Source organism: Kitasatospora sp. NPDC001132 (genome assembly GCF_053598415.1).
This window is the reverse complement of record NZ_JBSFKF010000046.1, coordinates 1-18,086: the sequence shown is the minus strand read 5'-3', so window position 1 is coordinate 18,086 and position 18,086 is coordinate 1. Positions and strand designations below refer to the sequence as shown.

General features: G+C 75.1%; 16 protein-coding genes. 12 read left to right on the top strand and 4 right to left on the bottom strand.

Annotated features, from left to right (window positions below):
* The first annotated feature begins 107 nt into the window (after positions 1-107).
* Entirely contained in the window at positions 108-917 is an 810-nt protein-coding gene (locus ACWDBE_RS36060) for a membrane protein (RefSeq protein WP_449793113.1), read from the top strand.
* A gap of 30 nt (positions 918-947) precedes the next feature.
* On the opposite strand, the gene ACWDBE_RS36055 is transcribed toward ACWDBE_RS36060, so the two are convergent.
* Complete coding sequence (locus ACWDBE_RS36055) at positions 948-1,301, bottom strand: DUF6401 family natural product biosynthesis protein (protein ID WP_449793114.1); 354 nt, start codon at positions 1,299-1,301, stop codon at positions 948-950.
* Between the two features lie 189 nt (positions 1,302-1,490).
* On the opposite strand from ACWDBE_RS36055, the gene ACWDBE_RS36050 reads away from it, so the two are divergent.
* From ACWDBE_RS36050 to ACWDBE_RS36030, 5 genes are all read left to right on the top strand, one after another.
* A complete protein-coding gene (locus ACWDBE_RS36050) occupies positions 1,491-2,417 on the top strand; it encodes an LLM class F420-dependent oxidoreductase (RefSeq protein ID WP_449793115.1) in 927 nt (308 codons plus the stop codon).
* A gap of 199 nt (positions 2,418-2,616) precedes the next feature.
* Positions 2,617-3,294 carry an AAA family ATPase gene (locus ACWDBE_RS36045; protein WP_449793116.1) on the top strand — a complete coding sequence of 226 codons (678 nt, stop codon included), beginning with the start codon at positions 2,617-2,619 and terminating at the stop codon, positions 3,292-3,294.
* 93 nt (positions 3,295-3,387) lie between these two features.
* A complete protein-coding gene (locus ACWDBE_RS36040; RefSeq protein WP_449810048.1) occupies positions 3,388-4,419 on the top strand; it encodes a zinc metalloprotease in 1,032 nt (343 codons plus the stop codon).
* A 260-nt stretch (positions 4,420-4,679) separates the two neighbouring features.
* On the top strand, positions 4,680-5,141 hold the full coding sequence (locus ACWDBE_RS36035; RefSeq protein ID WP_449810047.1) for a universal stress protein: 462 nt from the start codon (positions 4,680-4,682) through the stop codon (positions 5,139-5,141).
* Positions 5,142-5,193: 52 nt separating this feature from the next.
* Complete coding sequence (locus ACWDBE_RS36030) at positions 5,194-6,000, top strand: DNA-formamidopyrimidine glycosylase family protein (protein ID WP_449810046.1); 807 nt, start codon at positions 5,194-5,196, stop codon at positions 5,998-6,000.
* 21 nt (positions 6,001-6,021) lie between these two features.
* On the opposite strand, the gene ACWDBE_RS36025 is transcribed toward ACWDBE_RS36030, so the two are convergent.
* The gene (locus ACWDBE_RS36025) at positions 6,022-6,657 is read right to left on the bottom strand and encodes a uridine kinase (RefSeq protein WP_449810045.1); all 636 of its coding nucleotides are present in this window, start codon (positions 6,655-6,657) and stop codon (positions 6,022-6,024) included.
* A 46-nt stretch (positions 6,658-6,703) separates the two neighbouring features.
* Entirely contained in the window at positions 6,704-8,017 is a 1,314-nt protein-coding gene (locus tag ACWDBE_RS36020) for an outer membrane protein assembly factor BamB family protein (RefSeq protein WP_449810044.1), read from the bottom strand.
* A 253-nt stretch (positions 8,018-8,270) separates the two neighbouring features.
* On the opposite strand from ACWDBE_RS36020, the gene ACWDBE_RS36015 reads away from it, so the two are divergent.
* The 6 genes from ACWDBE_RS36015 to ACWDBE_RS35990 all read left to right on the top strand — a co-directional run bounded on the left by ACWDBE_RS36015 (position 8,271) and on the right by ACWDBE_RS35990 (position 16,708).
* Positions 8,271-10,799, top strand: a complete 2,529-nt coding sequence (locus tag ACWDBE_RS36015) for a SpoIIE family protein phosphatase (RefSeq protein WP_449810043.1) — start codon at positions 8,271-8,273, stop codon at positions 10,797-10,799.
* A 123-nt stretch (positions 10,800-10,922) separates the two neighbouring features.
* Positions 10,923-12,584: a sensor histidine kinase gene (locus ACWDBE_RS36010; protein ID WP_449810042.1), complete on the top strand. Its 1,662-nt coding sequence runs from the start codon at positions 10,923-10,925 to the stop codon at positions 12,582-12,584.
* Positions 12,585-12,734: 150 nt separating this feature from the next.
* Positions 12,735-13,403 carry a response regulator transcription factor gene (locus ACWDBE_RS36005; RefSeq protein WP_449810064.1) on the top strand — a complete coding sequence of 223 codons (669 nt, stop codon included), beginning with the start codon at positions 12,735-12,737 and terminating at the stop codon, positions 13,401-13,403.
* 556 nt (positions 13,404-13,959) lie between these two features.
* On the top strand, positions 13,960-14,688 hold the full coding sequence (locus ACWDBE_RS36000; RefSeq protein ID WP_449793124.1) for a LysM peptidoglycan-binding domain-containing protein: 729 nt from the start codon (positions 13,960-13,962) through the stop codon (positions 14,686-14,688).
* A gap of 524 nt (positions 14,689-15,212) precedes the next feature.
* A complete protein-coding gene (locus tag ACWDBE_RS35995; RefSeq protein WP_449790615.1) occupies positions 15,213-15,977 on the top strand; it encodes an SDR family NAD(P)-dependent oxidoreductase in 765 nt (254 codons plus the stop codon).
* A 125-nt stretch (positions 15,978-16,102) separates the two neighbouring features.
* Positions 16,103-16,708, top strand: coding sequence for a TIGR03086 family metal-binding protein (locus tag ACWDBE_RS35990; RefSeq protein WP_449790616.1), 606 nt, complete (start codon positions 16,103-16,105; stop codon positions 16,706-16,708).
* Positions 16,709-16,857: 149 nt separating this feature from the next.
* Here ACWDBE_RS35990 and ACWDBE_RS35985 read toward each other — a convergent pair.
* Positions 16,858-18,086, bottom strand: a 1,229-nt coding sequence (locus ACWDBE_RS35985; protein WP_449810041.1) for an alpha/beta hydrolase, incomplete at its 5' end; no start/stop codon positions are given.

Here is an 18,086-nt window from a genome sequence, read left to right as displayed (position 1 = left end):
CATCCCGGACACCGGGCGCGAGCGGCCGGAGCGGGCGCCTGCTATCCACGAAGGTGGGGGGCCGGCAGCGCCCACTCGTGGCGCCGTGTCACCGAGTGGAGGACTCCGTGGCTCAGCAGCTCGCTCTGTCCGTCGACTTCGGGTCGGGCTTCACCGAGGCCTGGTCCAAGATCGCCAAGTTCATTCCGCAGTTCATCGCTTTCCTGGCGATCCTCGTCATCGGCTGGATCGTGGCCAAGATGATCGCCAAGCTCCTCGACCGGGTGATGCGCAGGCTCGGCTCGGAACGGGTCGCGGAGCGGTCGGGGATGGCCGCCCACCTGTTCCGCTCCAGGTACGACATGACCGGCATCGTCTGCAAGGTCGTCTACTACATCGTCCTGCTGATGGCCCTGCAGTTGGCGTTCGGGGTCTTCGGCCCGAACCCGATCAGCGTGATGATCCACAGCATCGTCGCCTGGCTGCCCAGGGCCATCGTCGCCGTCGTGATCGTGGTGGTCGCGATGGCCATCGCCAACGGCGTGCGCGACATCGTGCGCAGCTCGCTGTCCGGTACCTCGTACGGCAAGGTGGTCGCCACCACGGTCTGGGCGTTCATCGTCGGCCTCGGTGTGATCGCCGCGCTGGGCCAGGTCGGGATCGCCACGGCGATCACCACCCCGGTGCTGATCGCCGTGCTCGCCACCATCACCGGCATCCTGGTGGTCGGCTTCGGCGGCGGCCTGATCCTGCCGATGCGCCAGCGCTGGGAGCGGTGGCTGGACGGCGCCGAGCGGGAGACCGCCCGGCTGCGCGGCAGCGCCTACCAGGCCGGCCGCTCCGACGCGCTGTCCAACCAGCCGATCCGGCCGACCACCCAGACCGGCCCGGGCACCCCACCCGCGCCGGGCATCGAGGGCGACCAGAACCCCGGGTAGTGCGGGCTCGCGGGCAGGGCCTGCCGGGGTTCAGACCTCCAGGAGGCCCTGCTCCCGCACCAGCCAGCAGATCGCGGTGAGCCGGAGCACGGCGTAGTCGTGGCCGACCGGCTCCCGCCAGCCGATCTCGGCGAGCGCGTCCACGAAGCCCAGCGCGTAGTCCGACAACTCCTCACGGTCCAGGGGCAGGGGCGCGAGCTCCGGCCCCTGCGCGTACAGCAGCTCCCGCAGCATCGCCACGTGCTGGTCGACCGCCGCGACGAAGCCGGGCTCGAAGGCGAACTCGGCCAGCCGCGGCGAGAAGGCCGTCACGATGCCGGGCAGCGGACAGCCGGCCGGTTCGTCGGGGGAGCGCCGGAAGGAATCGTCGGAGGTGGCGAACATCCGTCCACGGTAGGCGAGCCCCGGAGCGGGAACGGACGGCCGTGACGGTTCCGTGCTGAGACCTTGGCCACCCCGGGCACATCCTGTCCCTGCTCCCCGCCCGCGCCCGTCGGGACGGGCCGGATACGTTCCGTGGCCCGCCGGATCCGCTCTGCCGATCACCGGGGGCTCCGTACCAGAATGGCCGGCATGGATCTCCGCGTCTTCACCGAACCCCAGCAGGGTGCGAGCTACGACACCCTCCTCAAGGTCGCCCGCACCGCCGAGGAGCTCGGTGCCTTCAGCGCCTTCTTCCGCTCCGACCACTACCTGAAGATGGGCGACGTCGACGGCCTGCCCGGGCCCACCGACGCCTGGATCACCCTGGCCGGGCTCGCCCGCGACACCCGCACCATCCGCCTGGGCACCCTGATGACCGCCGCCACCTTCCGGTTGCCGGGCGTCACCGCGATCCAGGTCGCCCAGGTGGACGCGATGAGCGGCGGCCGGGTCGAGTTCGGCCTCGGCGCCGGCTGGTACGAGGCGGAGCACACCGCGTACGGCATCCCCTTCCCGAAGGAGAAGCTCGGGCGCCTGGAGGAGCAGCTGGCGATCATCACCGGCCTGTGGCGCACCAAGCTCGGCGACACCTTCGACTTCGCCGGCGAGTACTACACACTGACCGACTCGCCGGCGCTGCCCAAGCCTGCCCAGGACCACGTTCCGGTGCTGGTCGGCGGCCACGGCCCCAAGCGGACCCCGGCCCTGGCCGCCCGCTTCGCCGACGAGTTCAACCTGCCGTTCGCCTCGGTGGAGGACACCGCCGCCCAGTTCGGCCGGGTCCGTGCCGCAGCCGAGGAGGCCGGGCGCCCGGCCGGCGACCTCGTCTACTCCGCCGCCCTGGTGGCCTGCGTCGGCCGCGACGACGCCGAGGTCGCCCGCCGGGCCGCGGCGATCGGCCGTGATGTCGAGGAGCTCAAGGAGAACGGCCTGGCCGGCACCCCGGACGAGGTGGTCGAGAAGCTCGGCCGGTACGCGGCCATCGGCTGCGAGCGGGTCTACCTCCAGATCCTCGACCTGGACGACCTCGACCACCTGGAGCTGATCGCCGCCCGGATCGCCCCGCAGCTGGGCTGATCCCCACCGCCCGGCCCGGACACCGCCCGGCCCGGACACCGCCCGGCCCGGACACCGCCCGGCCCGGACACCGCCCGGCCCGGACACCGCCCGGCCCGGGCCGCCCCCGGCCGGCCGTACCCGCGCCGACCTCCGCCCTTTACTCGTTCTTGGGGATGCGCCATGCTCCTAGGAGCGGGGAACGGCGGGGGGAGACCGGGTGAGCGGGACGAGAACGGTGCGGACGGCGGCGGCGCCGAGGGTGCCGCCGCCGCGCAGCACCGACGAGCGGGTGGTCCTGCCCCCGTCGCACGGCCCGTACGAGCCGCCCGTCCGGCACGAGCTGCGCGGGCCGGGACCGGCGGCCCTGCGCTACCCCGCCGGGGACCTGCTGGTCGTCACCGGCCTGCCCGGCAGCGGCAAGAGCACCCTGATGCGCCGCTGCGTGCGTGCCCCGCTGATCGACTCCCAGCTGGTCCGCGAGGAGTACGCGGCCCGGCTGCCGGCCCGCCTGCCGTACGCGCTCTACCGCCCGCTGGCCCGGCTCGCCCACTACCGGCGGCTGCGCCGGGCCGTGCTGGACGGCGGGCCGCTCGCGGTGCACGACTGCGGCACCCAGCCGTGGGTGCGGGCCTGGCTGGTCCGCGCCGCCGCCCGGCAGGGCCGCCGGGTGCACCTGCTGCTTCTCGACGCCGATCCGGCCGAGGCGCTGGACGGACAGCGGCGACGCGCCCGCGGCGTCTCGCGTTACGCCTTCGCCCGGAACCGGGCCGCCATCGCCCGGCTGCGCCACCTGATCCTGGGGGCCGGACGGCTGCCGGCAGGCTGTGCGTCGGCCGTGGTACTCGACCGGGCCGCCGCGCGCGCCCTGCGGGAGATCGACTTCACCGCGTCGTAGTCTCGGCGAGTCCGCGCCGTGCACCGGCGGGCCGGCCGGAGCAGGCCCCGGGCGCGGCCGGGACTCCGTCAACTCCCCCCGTCAGGAGCGCTGATGCGCCGTACCTCCCGGGTGCGCCCGCGTGCCCCCCGCCTGTTCCCCTGCGCCGCCGCCCTGGTCGTGGCGGCCGGCCTGAGCCAGTTCGCCGCACCGGCCGCGCACCGCGCCGCGGCCGGGGAGTCCGCCGCTCCAGCCGTCGAGTGCGCGGACGACGACGCCGGTGCGACCGATGCCGATGCCGATGCCGGTGCGACCGGCGACGGTGCGACCGGTGCCGCCGACCGTCGGCCGGCCGGCAGCCGGGTGGTCCGGGACCCGAACGAGGTGAGCGCCGGGAAGGCCCGGGCGATGCAGGCCGACCTCGACCGGCGGCTCGCCGAACTGGGCACCGGCCGGCTCCGGGTCGGCACCCCGACCACCGTTCCGGTCCACTTCCACGTGATCCACGACGGCGACGCCGGGCGGTTGGACCAGGCCGCCGTCACCGGCCAGATCGACCACCTCAACGAGAGCTACGGCGGCCAGGGCGAGGGCAACACCGCGAGCCCGTTCCACTTCCAGCTGGTCGCCACCGACTGGACCGACAACGCCTCCTGGTACACCGGCATGACCCCGGGCTCGCCGGCCGAGATGGCGATGAAGACCGCCCTGCGCAAGGGCGACCAGGGCACCCTCAACCTCTACAGCGCCCGGCTCGGCGACTCCCTGCTCGGCTGGTCGACCTTCCCGAACGCGTACCGGACGAACCCGACCGACGACGGTGTGGTGGTCCTCGACGCCTCCCTGCCCGGCGGCGCCGCCACCCGCTACGACGAGGGCGACACCGCGACCCACGAGATCGGCCACTGGCTCGGCCTCTTCCACACCTTCCAGAACGGCTGCCGGGCCCCCGGCGACTACGTGGACGACACCCCGCCCGAGCGCACCGCCGCCTCCGGCTGCCCCGAGGGTCGCGACACCTGCTCCGGCCCGGGGCTGGACCCGATCCACAACTTCATGGACTACAGCTACGACTCCTGCATGACCCTGTTCACCCCGGGGCAGGTCCGGCGGATGGCCAACTCCTGGGCCGCCTACCGCCGTTGAGGTCTCAGCAGAAGACGACGGGGTAGCGCGGTGTCCGGCCGCCGGAGGCACGGAACCCCACGCCGGTGCTCCGGGGCGGCGGAGGCCCGCAACCGGACGGCCGGGCGATCTCCCGGCACCCTCCCAGGCGCCGGCGGTGCGCCCACACTGGAATTGAATGCGGCGGGCCGCTCGCGGCGTGGCAGATAGCGACCGTTTGTCCGATTTGATCTATGTTCGGAGGGTCGGGACCGATCAGCAGCAACCGAAGGAGCAAGGGCATGAGTACCAATCCCCGGATCGTCGTCGGCGTGGACGGCTCGCCCGCCTCGGAGCAGGCGCTGCGCTGGGCGATCGACTACGCGCGGGCCGTCGGCGGGACGATCCACGCCATCGCCGCCTGGGAGTACCCGGCCTTCTACGGCTGGGCCGGACAGGGCGTACCGACCGTCGAGACCTTCAACCCCGAGGAGATCGCCGGCAAGACCCTCAGCGACACCATCACCAAGGTGGCCGGTGACGACGCGGGCGTGCGGATCACCGAGAGCGTGACGCCCGGCAACGCCGCCCGGGTGCTGCTGGAAGCCGCCAAGGGCGCCGCGCTGCTCGTCGTGGGCAGCCGCGGCCTGGGCGGCTTCTCCGGCGTGCTGCTCGGCTCGGTCAGCCGCCACCTCACCGAGCACGCGCCCTGCCCGGTCGTCGTCGTGCGCGAGGCCCACGGCGACGCGGAGCAGTCGGAGTAGGCGGGCGGGGGTCGGTGACCCGTCGGGCCGCCACGCGGACCAGAATGGAGACATGCCAGAAGGTGACTCCGTCTACCGCGTGGCGGCCCACTTGCACGAGGTCCTCGCCGGGCAGCCGCTGACCAGCGCCGACCTGCGGGTGCCCGCGCACGCCACCGCCGACCTCATCGGCCGCCGGGTGCTGGAGGTCGCCCCGCGCGGCAAGCACCTGCTCGCCCGCCTCGAGGGCGGCCTCACCCTGCACACCCACCTGAGGATGGACGGCCGCTGGGTGCTCTACCGCCCCGGCGAGCGGTGGAGCGGCGGCCCCGACCGGGAGATCCGCGCCGTCCTCGGCACCGACCGGGGCACCGCCGTCGGCTACCGGTTGCCCGTCGTCGAACTGCTGCGCACCACCGACGAGCGGCGGATCGTCGGCCACCTCGGCCCCGACCTGCTCGGCCCCGACTGGGACCCGGTCGAGGCCGTCCGCCGACTCCTCGCCCGCCCCGGCCGCCCGGTCGTCGAGGCCCTGCTCGACCAGCGCAACCTCGCCGGGATCGGCAACGTCTACGCGAACGAGCTTTGCTTCGTCGCGGGCGTCACACCGTGGACCGAGGTCGGTGAACTCCCGCACCCCGACCGGCTGGTGGAGCGCGCCCGGCAGATGCTGGAGGCCAACAAGCTGCGCCCCGGCCACATCACCACCGGCGACACCAGGCCCGGCTACCAGCACTGGGTCTACGGCCGGGCCGGCCGGCCCTGCCCGCGCTGCGTCACCCCGGTGGCCGCCGGGCGCCAGGGCTCGCCGCCGCGCGACCGGGCGGTGTTCTGGTGCCCGTACTGCCAGCGCGGCCCGGCCCCGGAGAGGAGGGCCTGACCGGCGGATCCTTGTCAGGCCCTACGGCAGCTCGACCAGCGCGGGGTGGCGCGGGTCGTCCACCCGGACGGTGAGGTCGGCCGCCGTGGCGGGCCCGGTCTCCGCCTCGTAGCGGGCGAAGGCGGGCAGCGTCCACTGCTGGTCGGCCGGGGTGCGGCGGGCCAGCGCGGCCGGGCTGAGGGACAGGTGGACGGTCAGCTCCAGCGGCAGCCAGCGGCCGAGCAGCAGGGCGCCGTCCAGCAACAGCACGCCGCCGGGCGGGAGTTCGGTGTACGGGGCGCGGGTCGAGCGGTCGGTGACCGGGTCGCGCAGCGAGGGCAGCACGCGGCCGCTGCCGCCCGGCTCCAGCGGATCGAGCACCTCGCGCGCCAGGGCGCCGTCGTCCAGCCAGAGGTCGTGGAAGGCGTCCGCGTCGTGGCGGCCGTACTCCAGCCGGATGGAGGCCGGGCGAAGGAAACCGGCGGCCGAGACCCGCAGCGTCGGATGGCCGCGCAGCCGCAGCGGCTCCACCAGGGCGTCCGCGAGCGCCTCAGGACGGGCGGCCGCCGCACCGTCCACGGCCACCCGCAGGCGCCGGCCTCGGGCGTCGGGCAGGGCGGCGATGCGGTCGGCGAGCAGCTCGGCCAGGTTGTCGGGGGAGATCGGGCGTACCTGCATCGGGCCATCCTGCCGTGTCGTGCCGTCTCGTCGGGGTGCTCGGCGCTCAGCGCAGCGGGAGGGCGTGCAGGATGTCGTCGTGGCCGGCGTAGAGGCGGTCCTTGTCGGCGGCGACGGTCCAGACGTCCTTGCCAGGGCCCGAGTCGTGGAAGGTCCACTCCAGCTCGCCGGCCGTGATGTCGACCGCGCTGACCCCTCCGGCCGCGGTGCCCGGGACGAACATGGTGCGCTCGGCGACCAGCGGACGGTTGCGGCGGTCCAGCGGGAACGGCAGCCGGCAGGACCAGTTCTGCCCGCCGGACCACGTGTCGTGGGCGGCGACGGTGCCCTGGTCGCGCGGGATGAGCAGCTGCCCGTCGCACTCCACGGGCGGCAGGGCCCGCCAGGACTCACCCCGGGCGGGGGAGTGGGTCCAGCCCGTCTCGCCGGTGGGGAGCAGCATGCGAACGCCGCCGCTGCCGTCGGGGACGTAGATCCGCTCGGCGCCGGTGACGCACCAGCGGAGGTCCTCCTCGCCGGGGGCGGTCCACAGCTCGCGGCCGGTGAGGGCGTCGCGGGCCGCCAGCTCGGTGCGGCCGCCGAGGAAGCGGACGCAGACCAGGAGGGGGTGCTTGGGGCCGGTCGTGGGGGTGACGGGCTGTTCCGTCTGTTCGGTGCGGACGGACCAGAGCACGGAGCGGTCGGCGACCCGCAGCGCGAAGAGGTGGTTCTGCGGTGGGGTGCCGTCGGCCCGCGGGCGGCCCCACGAGTAGCCGTAGAGGATGCCGCGGTCGTGGCCGGCGAGACGGGTCTGGCCCTGGAGCTCGTCGGGCAGCGGCAGGCTCCAGTCGGCGGCGGGGTCGGTGAAGTGCCGGGCCTCGGCGTGGCCCTGGTAGGTGGCGAAGAGGTGTTCCGGTCCGAACACCACCTTGTCGAGCATGTCGCTGTCGCTGGGCCGGTTACGGGGGGTCGGCGGCTCGAAGACCAGCAGCCGGCCGGCGGTGCCCCGGTCGTGGTCGAGGACCTGCAGGCCGTTCCTGGAGAGGTAGACGGGCCGGTGCGGCGGGTCGGTGAGCCGCTCGGGGGTCATCGCCTCCGGGCCGCGGTAGGTCCAGAGCGGCGTCGGCCCGGACAGCGCGGTCGGCTGCGGCCTGCTCGGCCCCGGCGACGGGAGCACTCCGCCGCCACCCGTACGGCCGAGCGCCCAGGCGGCCCCGCCCGCCGCGAGCACCCCGGCCCCGACCAGCAGCCCGCGCCGGCTGGGCCGCAGACGCTCCCCGCCGCCCGCGACCACGTCCGCGGAGGCCTCGCCGCCCGCCGTTTCCCCGTCCCACTGCCACGACGCTCCGTGTGCGGACTTCTCGGACGACGGCGACTGCATGCGGCTCCCACTTCCCCACCCGGCGGCCTCGCGCCGCCACCCGCCCGGAGGATATCGAACGGGAAACGGTCGACGGGCCGCCGACCGGACCCCGTCTCCGGGGTCGTCGCGGTGCCCCTTGCGGTTGACCACGGTGGTGCGGCGGGATTCGCTCGGCATGCCGTCCGTGCCGGGGCAGGCCGGGCCCCGTGGCAGCTCGGGGCCGGTGCGCACTCGCCTTGACACCGTTCCGGGCCGGGCGTAGCAAAAGAGCATGTGCCATCCGCAGGCGACCGGTGGGGCCCCTGGTGCGCGCACCGGTCCCGACCGGCCGCCGGAGCCCGGAGCCGGCGCGGAGCCGGCCCGGTCCGTCCGGGACCCGGCCCGGCACGCGGAGCAGCGGCGGGACGAGCTGTTCGCCGGGGCGGTGCGCCGGGTGCTCGGCACCACCGAGGCGTACGGGGCGCTGGTGTACCTGCGCTCGCGGGACCGCCGGTCGCTGGTGCTGCGCACGATCGCGGGCGTGCCGCCGACGGTGATGAGCCCGTTCCGGCGGGTGGCCGCCGCGGGGCCGATGCCGGTCGCGGTCTGCTTCCGGACCGGGCACGTGATCACCCTGACCGACACCGAGGACACCATGCGGCGCTTCCCGCAGTTCGCGGTCGGCCTGCCGTACGACTTCGCCTCGGCCTGTGTGCCGGTGGGGTGCGGCGAGGAGCGGTTCGGGGTGCTGAGCGGGCTGTGGCCCGCCTCGGACGAGGGGTTGCCGGAGCCCGCCGCGCGGCAGCTCGCCTCGGTGGCGGACCAACTCGGCCGGGAGCTGGCCGAGTTGGCGGAACCGGGGCAGTCCGTGGAGCCGGGCGGCGAGGTGGCCGTGGTGGAGGCGCCGTCGTCGACGGTGCCGACCACCCGAATCGGGCTGTTCGACTGGGACTTGGCCACCGGGGCGCTCGCCGCCGACGACCGCTTCCGGGAGATCTTCGGCTTCGGGCCGGGCGAGTTCGACGGCACGGCGGCGGCGCTGAACCATCGGATCGCGCCCGGCGACCTGCCGGAGTTCCGGGCCGCCGCCCGCGTCGCGCTGGAGCACGGCGAGGTGCTGGCCGCCCGCGTCCGGGTGCTCGGGCGGGACGGCCTGCCGTACCCGGTGGAACTGTGGGCCCGGGTGCCCGTGGCGATCTCCGACGGCCGGACCCACCTGGTCGGCGCGGTGCTGGACGTGCGGTCCCTGACCGCCGCCGCGGCCGCCGTCGAGCGGCTGCACGAGGGCGTGTTCTCGCTCGACCCGGACGGCCGGATCGGCTACGCCAACCGCGCCGTCGAGCCGCTGCTCGGGGCCCGCCGCGAGGACCTGCTCGGCCACAGCCCCTGGGACATGCTGCCCTGGCTCGCCGACCCCTTCTACGAGAACCGCTACCGCGCCGCCCTGTTCTCCCAGCAGCCCACCGCCTTCCTGGCCGCCCGCCCGCCGGACTGCTGGCTCGCCTTCTCGCTCTACCCGGACGCACACGGCGTCACCGGCCGGGTGGTCGCGGCCGAGGCGCCGCCGGGCGCCGCCGAGCCGCTCGCCACCCCGCCGCCCGCCACCCGCACCGGGGTGGGCGACAGCGTGAGCGGCACCCACCACCTGCTGCAGCTGGCCAGCGCGCTCACCGAGGCGGTCACCGTCCGGGACGTGTGCCGGGCGGTGGCCGAGGAGATCCTGCCGGCCTGCGGTGGCCAGGAGCTCGCCATCTACGCGGTGCGCGAGCAGTGCCTGAACCTGCTCCTGCAGACCGGCTACCCGGCCGGCTTCCTGGACGCCTTCGAGGGCCTGTCGGTCGACGCCCGGGTGCCCGGCTCGGAGACGCTCAGCACCCGCACCCCGATCTTCTTCGAGTCGGTGCGCGAACTCGCCGCCACCTATCCCGGCCTCGCCCTGGACGAGATGGGCGCCTGGGCCTTCCTGCCGCTCATCGCCTCCGGCCGTCCGGTCGGCAGCTGCATCATCGGCTTCGAGCGCCCGCGCCCCTTCACCGTCGAGGAGCGCGGCCTGCTCACCGCGCTCGGCGGCTTCATCGCCCAGGCCCTGGAACGCGCCCGGCTGTACGACGCCGAGTTCGCCCTGGCCCGCGGCCTGCAGCAGGCACTGCTGCCGCACCGGCTGCCCGAGGTGCCCGGCATCCGGATCACCGCCCGCTACCTGCCCGGCACCCAGGGCATGGAGATCGGCGGCGACTGGTACGACGCGATCGTCACCGGCCCGGACGTCACCCTGGTGATCGGCGACGTCGAGGGCCACAGCGTCGGCGCGGCCGCCACCATGGGGCAGCTGCGCAGCGCCGTGCGCGCCTTCGCCACCGGCGGCGACCCGCCCGACGAGGTGCTCGCCCGCACCAACCGGCTGCTGCTCGACCTCGACCCCGGGCTGCTCGCCAGCTGCTGCCTCGTCCGGCTCACCCCCGCCGCCGGCCTCGCCAGGATCGCCCGGGCCGGGCACCTCCCGCCGGTGCTGCGCCACCCCGGTGGGCAGGCCGAGGCGCTGTACGTCCCGGGCGGGCCGCTGCTCGGGGTGGTCGAGCGGGCCGACTACCCGGTCAGCGACCTGCGGCTGGGCAGCGGCGCCGTGCTCGCCCTCTACACCGACGGGCTGGTGGAGGACCCGGCGGTGGCGATCGACCAGGGCGTGGACCGGCTGCGGGCCGCGCTGGCCCGGGCCGCGGCCGGGGAGGGACTGGAGCAGGCGGCCGAGCGGCTGCTGCGCGAGGTCGGCTCGACCCGCCGGGTGGACGACGTGGCGCTGCTGCTCACGGCCTTCGGCTGAGTACGGCCCGAGCGGCCGCTGGACGGATGCCACTCGGCCGCGGTGACCAGGCGACTTTCGTCGTCGCGGGGCGGAGACGAAGGAGGGCGGCGGGCGCCGCGGCCGGACCGGTAGCCTCGACGGGTGGAAGCGATCGCGCGGGCCTGGAACACGGCGGTACGGACGGCTCTGCCGGGGCCCTGGCGGCCCCGGCGGGTGGTGGGCGAGGCGGTGCTCGCCCTGCTGGTGGGCGGTTTCGCCGCACTGTTGGAGCTGCTCTCCAACAGCGGCCTGGCGTTGCCCCTCGGTCTCGCGGTCGCGGTGCTGTTCGTCCTGCGTAGGGGCCTGCCGGCCACGGTGCTGCTCACCACCGCGGCGCTGGCCGGCTGGGCGGTCGGGCCGATGCTGATGCTGGTGTGCGCGGGCTGGACGGCCGGCGCGCGGATCCGCCGGGTCTGGTCGCTGGTCGGCGCCTTCGTCGTGGGCTGGGCGCTGTTCACGGTGACGGGCGCGGTGAAGGACGTCGCCTCGCTCTCGCCGAAGCTCGTCCTGCCGCTGTCGCTCGGCTTCTTCCTGGTGTCCGCCGTGCTGCCGGCGCTCTACGGCCGCTACCGGGCGCAGCGCCGCGCCCTGCTGGACGCGCTGCGCGAGCGCAACGAGCAGCTGCTGCGCGAGCGGGTCATGGTGGTGCACCAGGCGCGGCTGCGCGAACGGCACCGGATCGCCCAGGACATGCACGACAGCCTGGGCCACCAGCTGGCGCTGATCTCGGTGCACTCGGGCGCGCTGGAGGTGGACCGCACGCTCACCGACCGGCAGCGCGAGGCCGTCGGGGTGCTGCGCCAGGCGGCGGTCGCGGCGATGCGCGAGCTGCGCGAGGTGGTCGGGGTGCTGCACGACGAGTCGACGGCGCTGCCGCCGACCGCCGGGACGGCCGCCGCCGGGGCGCCGGCCCGCGGCGGGGTGGACGGGGTCGAGGGGCTGGTGGAGTCCTCCCGGTCGGCCGGGGCGCGGATCGACTTCACCCTGGAGGGCGAGCGGCGTCCGTTGCCGGCCGCCGTCGACCACGCGGCGTACCGGATCGTGCAGGAGGCGCTCACCAACGCCCACAAGCACGCGCCCGGCGCGCCGATCGGCGTCGCGCTGCGGTACGAGCCGGACGCGCTGGTGGTGGAGGTGACGAACGCCCGCGCGCCGGAGCTCGTGGGGGCACGCGTCGGCGCGGGCACGGCGGTGAGCGGCGGTCAGGGGTTGGCCGGACTGCGGGAGCGCGCCCGGCTGGTCGGCGGCATGGTGCACGCCGGGCCCACGCCGGAGCACGGCTTCCGGCTGGCGGGGGTGCTGCCGTACGAGGGGGCGGAGCAGGACGCGGCGGCGGACGGGGCCGAGGACTGGATGGTGGACGGGCTGCCGCCCGTCGAGGAGCCGGAGCGCGGGCGGCGCAGCCCGGCGATCGGCTGTGCCCTCGGGGTGGTCGCGGTCGCGGTGATCGTGCTCGGGCTGCTGGTCTGGGGCGTGGTCGCCCTCGTCCGGGGCACCAATGACGCGACCGTGCAGAAGCCGATGTACGACCAGATCAGGGTCGGCACCGCCGAGGCCGAGGTGCTGCAGACGCTGCCGCGCGGCAACGACTTCTTCACCGACTCCTATAAAGGGACGGGGCCCGAGGTGCCGGCGGGCGCGCACTGCCGCTGGTACGTCCTGAACGGTGCGCCCGGCTCCGGCTGGAACGAGGAGCACGTGGCGCGATTCTGCTTCCGGGACGGGGCGTTGGTGGAGAAACAGGAGTACGTGGCCCGGGGCTGAGTGCCCCCGTGCGCGGGCGGGTGCTCCGGTGGGCCGGGCCGGGCCGGTTTCGGAGCCGGCCGGTCCGGATCGGGGTGGTTCGGAGCGGTCTCTCCGGGATGTGAGGATGGTGCCGCAGCCGAAGAGCACCGTTCGAGGGGAATGACCAGCGTGATCCGAGTCCTCGTCGCCGACGACGAGCCGCTGATCCGGGCCGGAATCAGGATGATCCTCGGCTCCGCCGACGACATCGAGGTGGTCGCGGAGGCCGCGGACGGGCGCGAGGCGCTGGAGCTCGCGCGGGCGCACCGGGTGGACGTGGTGCTGCTGGACATTCAGATGCCGGTGATGGACGGGCTGACGGCGCTCGGGGAACTGGCGAAGGTCGCCCCCGGCGCGCGGGCGCTGATCCTCACCACCTTCGGGGAGCGCGAGAACGTCCTGCGCGCCGTGTCCGAGGGCGGTGCCGGCTTCCTGCTCAAGGACACCGCGCCGAACGAGCTGATCCAGGCCGTCCGGGCGGCGGCGGGCGGGAACGCCTTCCTCTCCCCGGCCGCCACCCGGCACATCGTCGACTCGCTGGCCTCCGGACGCAGCGCCTCGCTGGCCGCCCGCGCGGTGGCGGCGAGGCGCCGGCTGGAGGTGCTCACCCCGCGTGAGCTGGAGGTGTTGGCGCTGCTCGGAGAGGGTCTGTCCAACGCCGACGCCGGGGCGCGGATCCACATGAGCGAGGCGACGGTGAAGACCTACGTCAGCCGGATCCTGGCCAAGCTGGGCTGCGAGAACCGGGTCCAGGCGGCGCTGCTGGCGCGGGACGCGGAGCTTGACGACCGTAACTGAGGGTAATTTCTCACTCGCTCGCCGTGTCGAGCGTGATGGATGCCACTCGGCGGCCATGCGGAACCGGGAACTCCGGCTTCGGTGGTGACAGTGCGTCAGTGGGCGATTCCTCCGCGTGGATGGTGTGTCAGCTTTCTCGGAGGGATAGGTGTGAGCGAGGGCACGAAAATTGACCATTTGATCTTGAAAATACGGTCAAAAGCTTTCAAATCGGGCGCAACTTCTTGATCGATACCGCCGGTAACAGTCAACTGACCTGCGAGGTCCAAGAATTGCTTGCTGCGTCCGGGTGATGCCCCCTAGCTTCATTGGCGGCGCAACGAGCGCCACCCGGGTTCACCCCGACGCACTGCCCGCCGACTGACCCGCGGCGCGAGGGCGGTGCCCGCCGACGAGGCCGGCTCGAACAGGCCGTCGGCGTGCGGAGGTGACCGGGGCGGCACGGCACGTCCGACACGTGTCCGGCCGCCCGTCGAGTGAGGTGAGCAAAAGACCGCCGGCCCATGTCCCGGGCCTGGTTCCGCATGCCCGCCCGGGACTTGTCGAGAGGACCTGTATGAATCCCCGTCACGAGACCGCCGCTGCCACCGACACCACCGCCACCGTCAAGCGCCACCGCGTTCGGATGGCGGTCATCGCGGGCGCCGCCGTCGCGGCCCTGCCGGTGGCCGGCCTCGTCACGGCCACCTCGGCCTCCGCCGCTACCAGCTCGACCTGGGACGCCGTCGCCCAGTGCGAGAGCGGCGGGAACTGGAGCATCAGCACCGGCAACGGCTTCCACGGGGGGCTGCAGTTCGCCCCGTCCACCTGGGCCGCGTACGGCGGGACCGCGTACGCCTCCCAGGCCAACAAGGCGAGCAAGGACCAGCAGATCGCCGTCGCGGAGAAGGTCCTCGCCTCGCAGGGCCCGGGCGCCTGGCCCGTCTGCTCGCAGAAGGCGGGCCTGGGCAAGGGCGGCGCTCCGGCCGCCGTCGACACCGCGGGCGGCACGGCGGCCAAGGCGGCCAAGCCGACCACGAAGGCGGCGAAGCCCGCGGCCAAGCCCGCCGCGCCCGCCGCCACCCAGCAGGCGCCCAAGGGTCAGCCCTCGGCCAAGCCGGCGCAGTCCGCGCCGGCCTCGCCGAAGAACACCGCCGCGGGCGGCTACACCGTCCGGAGCGGTGACACCCTCAGCGAGATCGCGGCCAAGTTCGGCACCGACACGGACAGCCTGTACCGGAAGAACGCGCGCACCATCGGTGGCGACCCGGACCTGATCTTCCCGGGCCAGACGCTGACGGTCTGACCGGGCCGACCGTCCGGCGGGAGGCCCGCCGCCCGACGGAGCCCTGCGGAACCGGCCGGGCGGCCGCCCTGGACGGGGGCGACCGCCCGGCCGGTTCCGGTGCGTCAACGGCCCGTCAACGGCCCGTTACGGGCGGTTGACGGGCCGTTCGGGGGTGGGGGTGCCCGCGCGGGGCGGGCGCCGGCCGTCCGGCCTCTCGCCGGCGTCGGCCGACGGTCCGGTGGTGACGGCCCTGCGCGCGGCGGGATTCGAGAACCGCGCGGCGGCACCCGTTGCTCCTGGACGGCGCGCGGGAGCTGGAGCGGCCCTTCGGCTACGCCGGAGCCGACCCGGCGGCCGGGCCCGACCGCACGGGACAGACGGCGGTCGGCTCGTACTGCCACTGACGGGCGCGTACGCCGGGGTGCGGGGCGTCCCGCGAATGGTTGAACGTTGAACGCAACGTCTGATTTCCGCCGGAGGTTTGAAACGCCCCGGACCAGGATCGAGTCATGTCCGAGATCGGAACGAGGAGTTCTGGAGAGATGACGATGAACGGTGCGGCGGGAATCGACGGGGTCGACGGCAAGGTGGCGCTGGTGACCGGCGGCAGCCGGGGGATCGGGGCGGCGGTCGCCCTGCGGCTGGCCGAGGACGGTGCCCACGTGGTGCTGACCTACCAGGGCGGTGCGGAGCGGGCCGAGGAGGTCGTCGCCAAGATCACCGCGATGGGGCGGACCGGCTGGGCCCTACGGGCGGACAGCTGCGACCCGCAGGCGGTGGAGAGCGTGGTCGAGGCCGTCGTCGAGCGGTTCGGGAAACTGGACGTCCTGGTGAACAACGCCGGCGTCGGCGCCGTCGGCCCGATCGGCGACTTCACGCTGGAGGACGTCGACCGGGTGATGGAGGTGAACGTCCGGGCCCCCTTCCTGTACGCCAGGGCGGCCTCCGCGCACCTGGCCGACGGCGGGCGGATCGTCAGCATCGGCAGCTGCATCGCCCAGCGCGCCGCCTTCCCCGGTGCCACGCTGTACGCGACCAGCAAGGCCGCGCTGATCGGCCTGACCAAGGCGCTGGCCCGCGAGCTCGGCCCGCGCGGGATCACCGCCAACCTGGTCCACCCCGGGCCGATCGACACCGACATGAACCCGGTCGACGGCCCGGCGGCGGAGCTCCAGAGCGGACTCACCGCACTCGGCCGCTTCGGCACCGGGGCGGACGTCGCCGGCGCCGTCGCCTACCTGGTCGGCGCGGACGGCCGGTACGTCACCGGCGCGGAGCTGGCGGTGGACGGCGGCTTCGCTTCCTGACGCCCGGCGGCGGGCCCGGTGACGGTGGGTGCGGTGTCGTGGCGGGCGGTGGTCGGCGCCCGCGCTTACGATCACCCGGCACGACCCGCGCTCCCGCACCGGGACCCCGTACCGAGAGGTGTGCCATGACCGCAGCGGAAGACCCGATCGAGCTGCTCGCCCGGGCCCTCGCGCAGACCGCCGGACTGATCGACGGCACCGGCGTCGAGCTGGCCGGCCACCCGACGCCCTGCCGCTCGTGGGACGTCGGCGACCTGGTCAGCCACCTCCTGCACGACCTGCGGCAGTTCACCGTACGGGCGAAGGGCGGGCAGCCGGACTGGTCGCAGCCCTTCGACCGGGTCGAGGAGGACTGGCTGCACGCCTTCGAGGCCGGGGCGGAGGAACTGGTCGACGCCTGGCGCGCGGCCGGCGACCTCGGAGGCACCCTGGAGATCCCCGGCGTCGGCACCCTCCCGGCCCGCTTCCCGGTGGACCAGCAGATCGCTGAATTCGCTGTCCACGGTTGGGACTTGGCCCGAGCCACCGGCCAGTCCACCGAGGGCCTGGACCACGAGGTCGCACACGCGGCGCTCGCCTGGGCCGGCGGCGCGCTCAAGCCCGAGTACCGCGGCGCCGAGGAGGAGCACCACGCGTTCGGCCCCGCCGTCGCCGCCCCCGAGGACGCCCCGGCGTACGACCGGCTCGCCGCCTTCTTCGGCCGCGACCCGGCGGAGTACCCGGCGGGTTAGGGTGGGATCGTGCCCGGGGCCCGTCTTGTCGACCAGTCCGGATCAGGGCGCGGCCTTGGGGTGCGTGCATCGCAGGGCGGGGGTGGGGTACCGCCCGGCCCGAAGGCCGGGGGAGTGTCCCGGCCCGGGAACGATCGGCGACACGGCCCCTACCCGCGGCTCCAGCGGAACTCGATCTCCGGGTGGCGAGGCGACGGGCCGTCGAGGAGCGGGGTGGGGCGGTCGCGCAGGAAGCGGTCGGCGAAGGCCCGGACGTAGCTGCGGGTGAGCGCGGTGGCGCGGGGCGGGGCGAGGGTGCCGAGCAGGGCGGCGTAGGCGTCGGCGGGGAGGTGGTCGGCGAGGTGGCCGGGGGCGGCGGCGTGCGGCAGGTCGGTGAAGCTGAGGTGGCCCGCGCCCAGGGTGCGCAGCTGGCGGCCCCAGGCGTGGTGGTGCTCGCGCCAGCGCTGCCAGGTGTCGTGGTCGTCGATCGAGGTGAGCAGCAGGAACGGCCGGTCCAGCCCGAGTTCGGGGACAGGGGAGCCGAACAGGCCGCCGTCGAGGTCGAGGCCGATCCGCAGGCGCCGGTCCTGGCGCAGCGCCTCGGCGGCCGCGGCTCCGCCCATGGAGTGGCCGAGCACGCCGATACGCTCCTCATCGACCCGGAACGGCAGCCGGCCGCCGGTCAGTTCGTCGGTGACGAAGCGCAGGTCGCCGACCCGTGCGGCGATCTCCTTGCGGTCCTCGGGGTCCCAGCCCGGCGGGCTCTCCGGCAGGGCGCCGCGCACCAGCCGGCCGTCCGGGAACTCGACGGCGGCGGCGTCGTAGGTGTGGTCGACGGCCGCGACGAGGTAGCCGTGGGCGGCCAACTCCTCGGCCAGTGCGGTGCAGTTGCTGCGTGCGCCGCCGCGGCCGTGGCCGAGCAGCAGCAGGGGGAGCGGGCCGGGGTGGGCGGGGGCGTCGGCGCGGGCGGTGGGGCGGACCAGGGCGAGGGTGCCCGGATCCAGCGGCAGGATCCGCTCGATCGCGGCCGCGACCCGCGCGGTGGTGTAGGGCGCGCGGGGCCGGCCGGCGGTGCCGCGCGCCGGGTACCAGAACTGGACCATGAGTTCGCGCGGGCCGGGGACGGGGGCGAACGGGTCGGGGCGGCCGTGGTCGACCAGGTGCAGGCTGGTGGTGCCGACCGGGCGGCCGACGGTGGGCGCGGGCAGGTCGATGGCGCGCGCGGGGGCGGCCGGGGCGGCCAGGGGGGGGCCGGCGGGGCGCCGGGTGGCGGGCCCCCCCCCGCCCGCGGGGGGGGGGCGGCCGCCCCCCGCGGGGCGCCCCCCGCTCGGCCGCTCGGCGGCCGCGGACTCGAAGGCGGCGGACTCGAAGGCCCGGGGGTCGAAGCCGCCGACCTCCG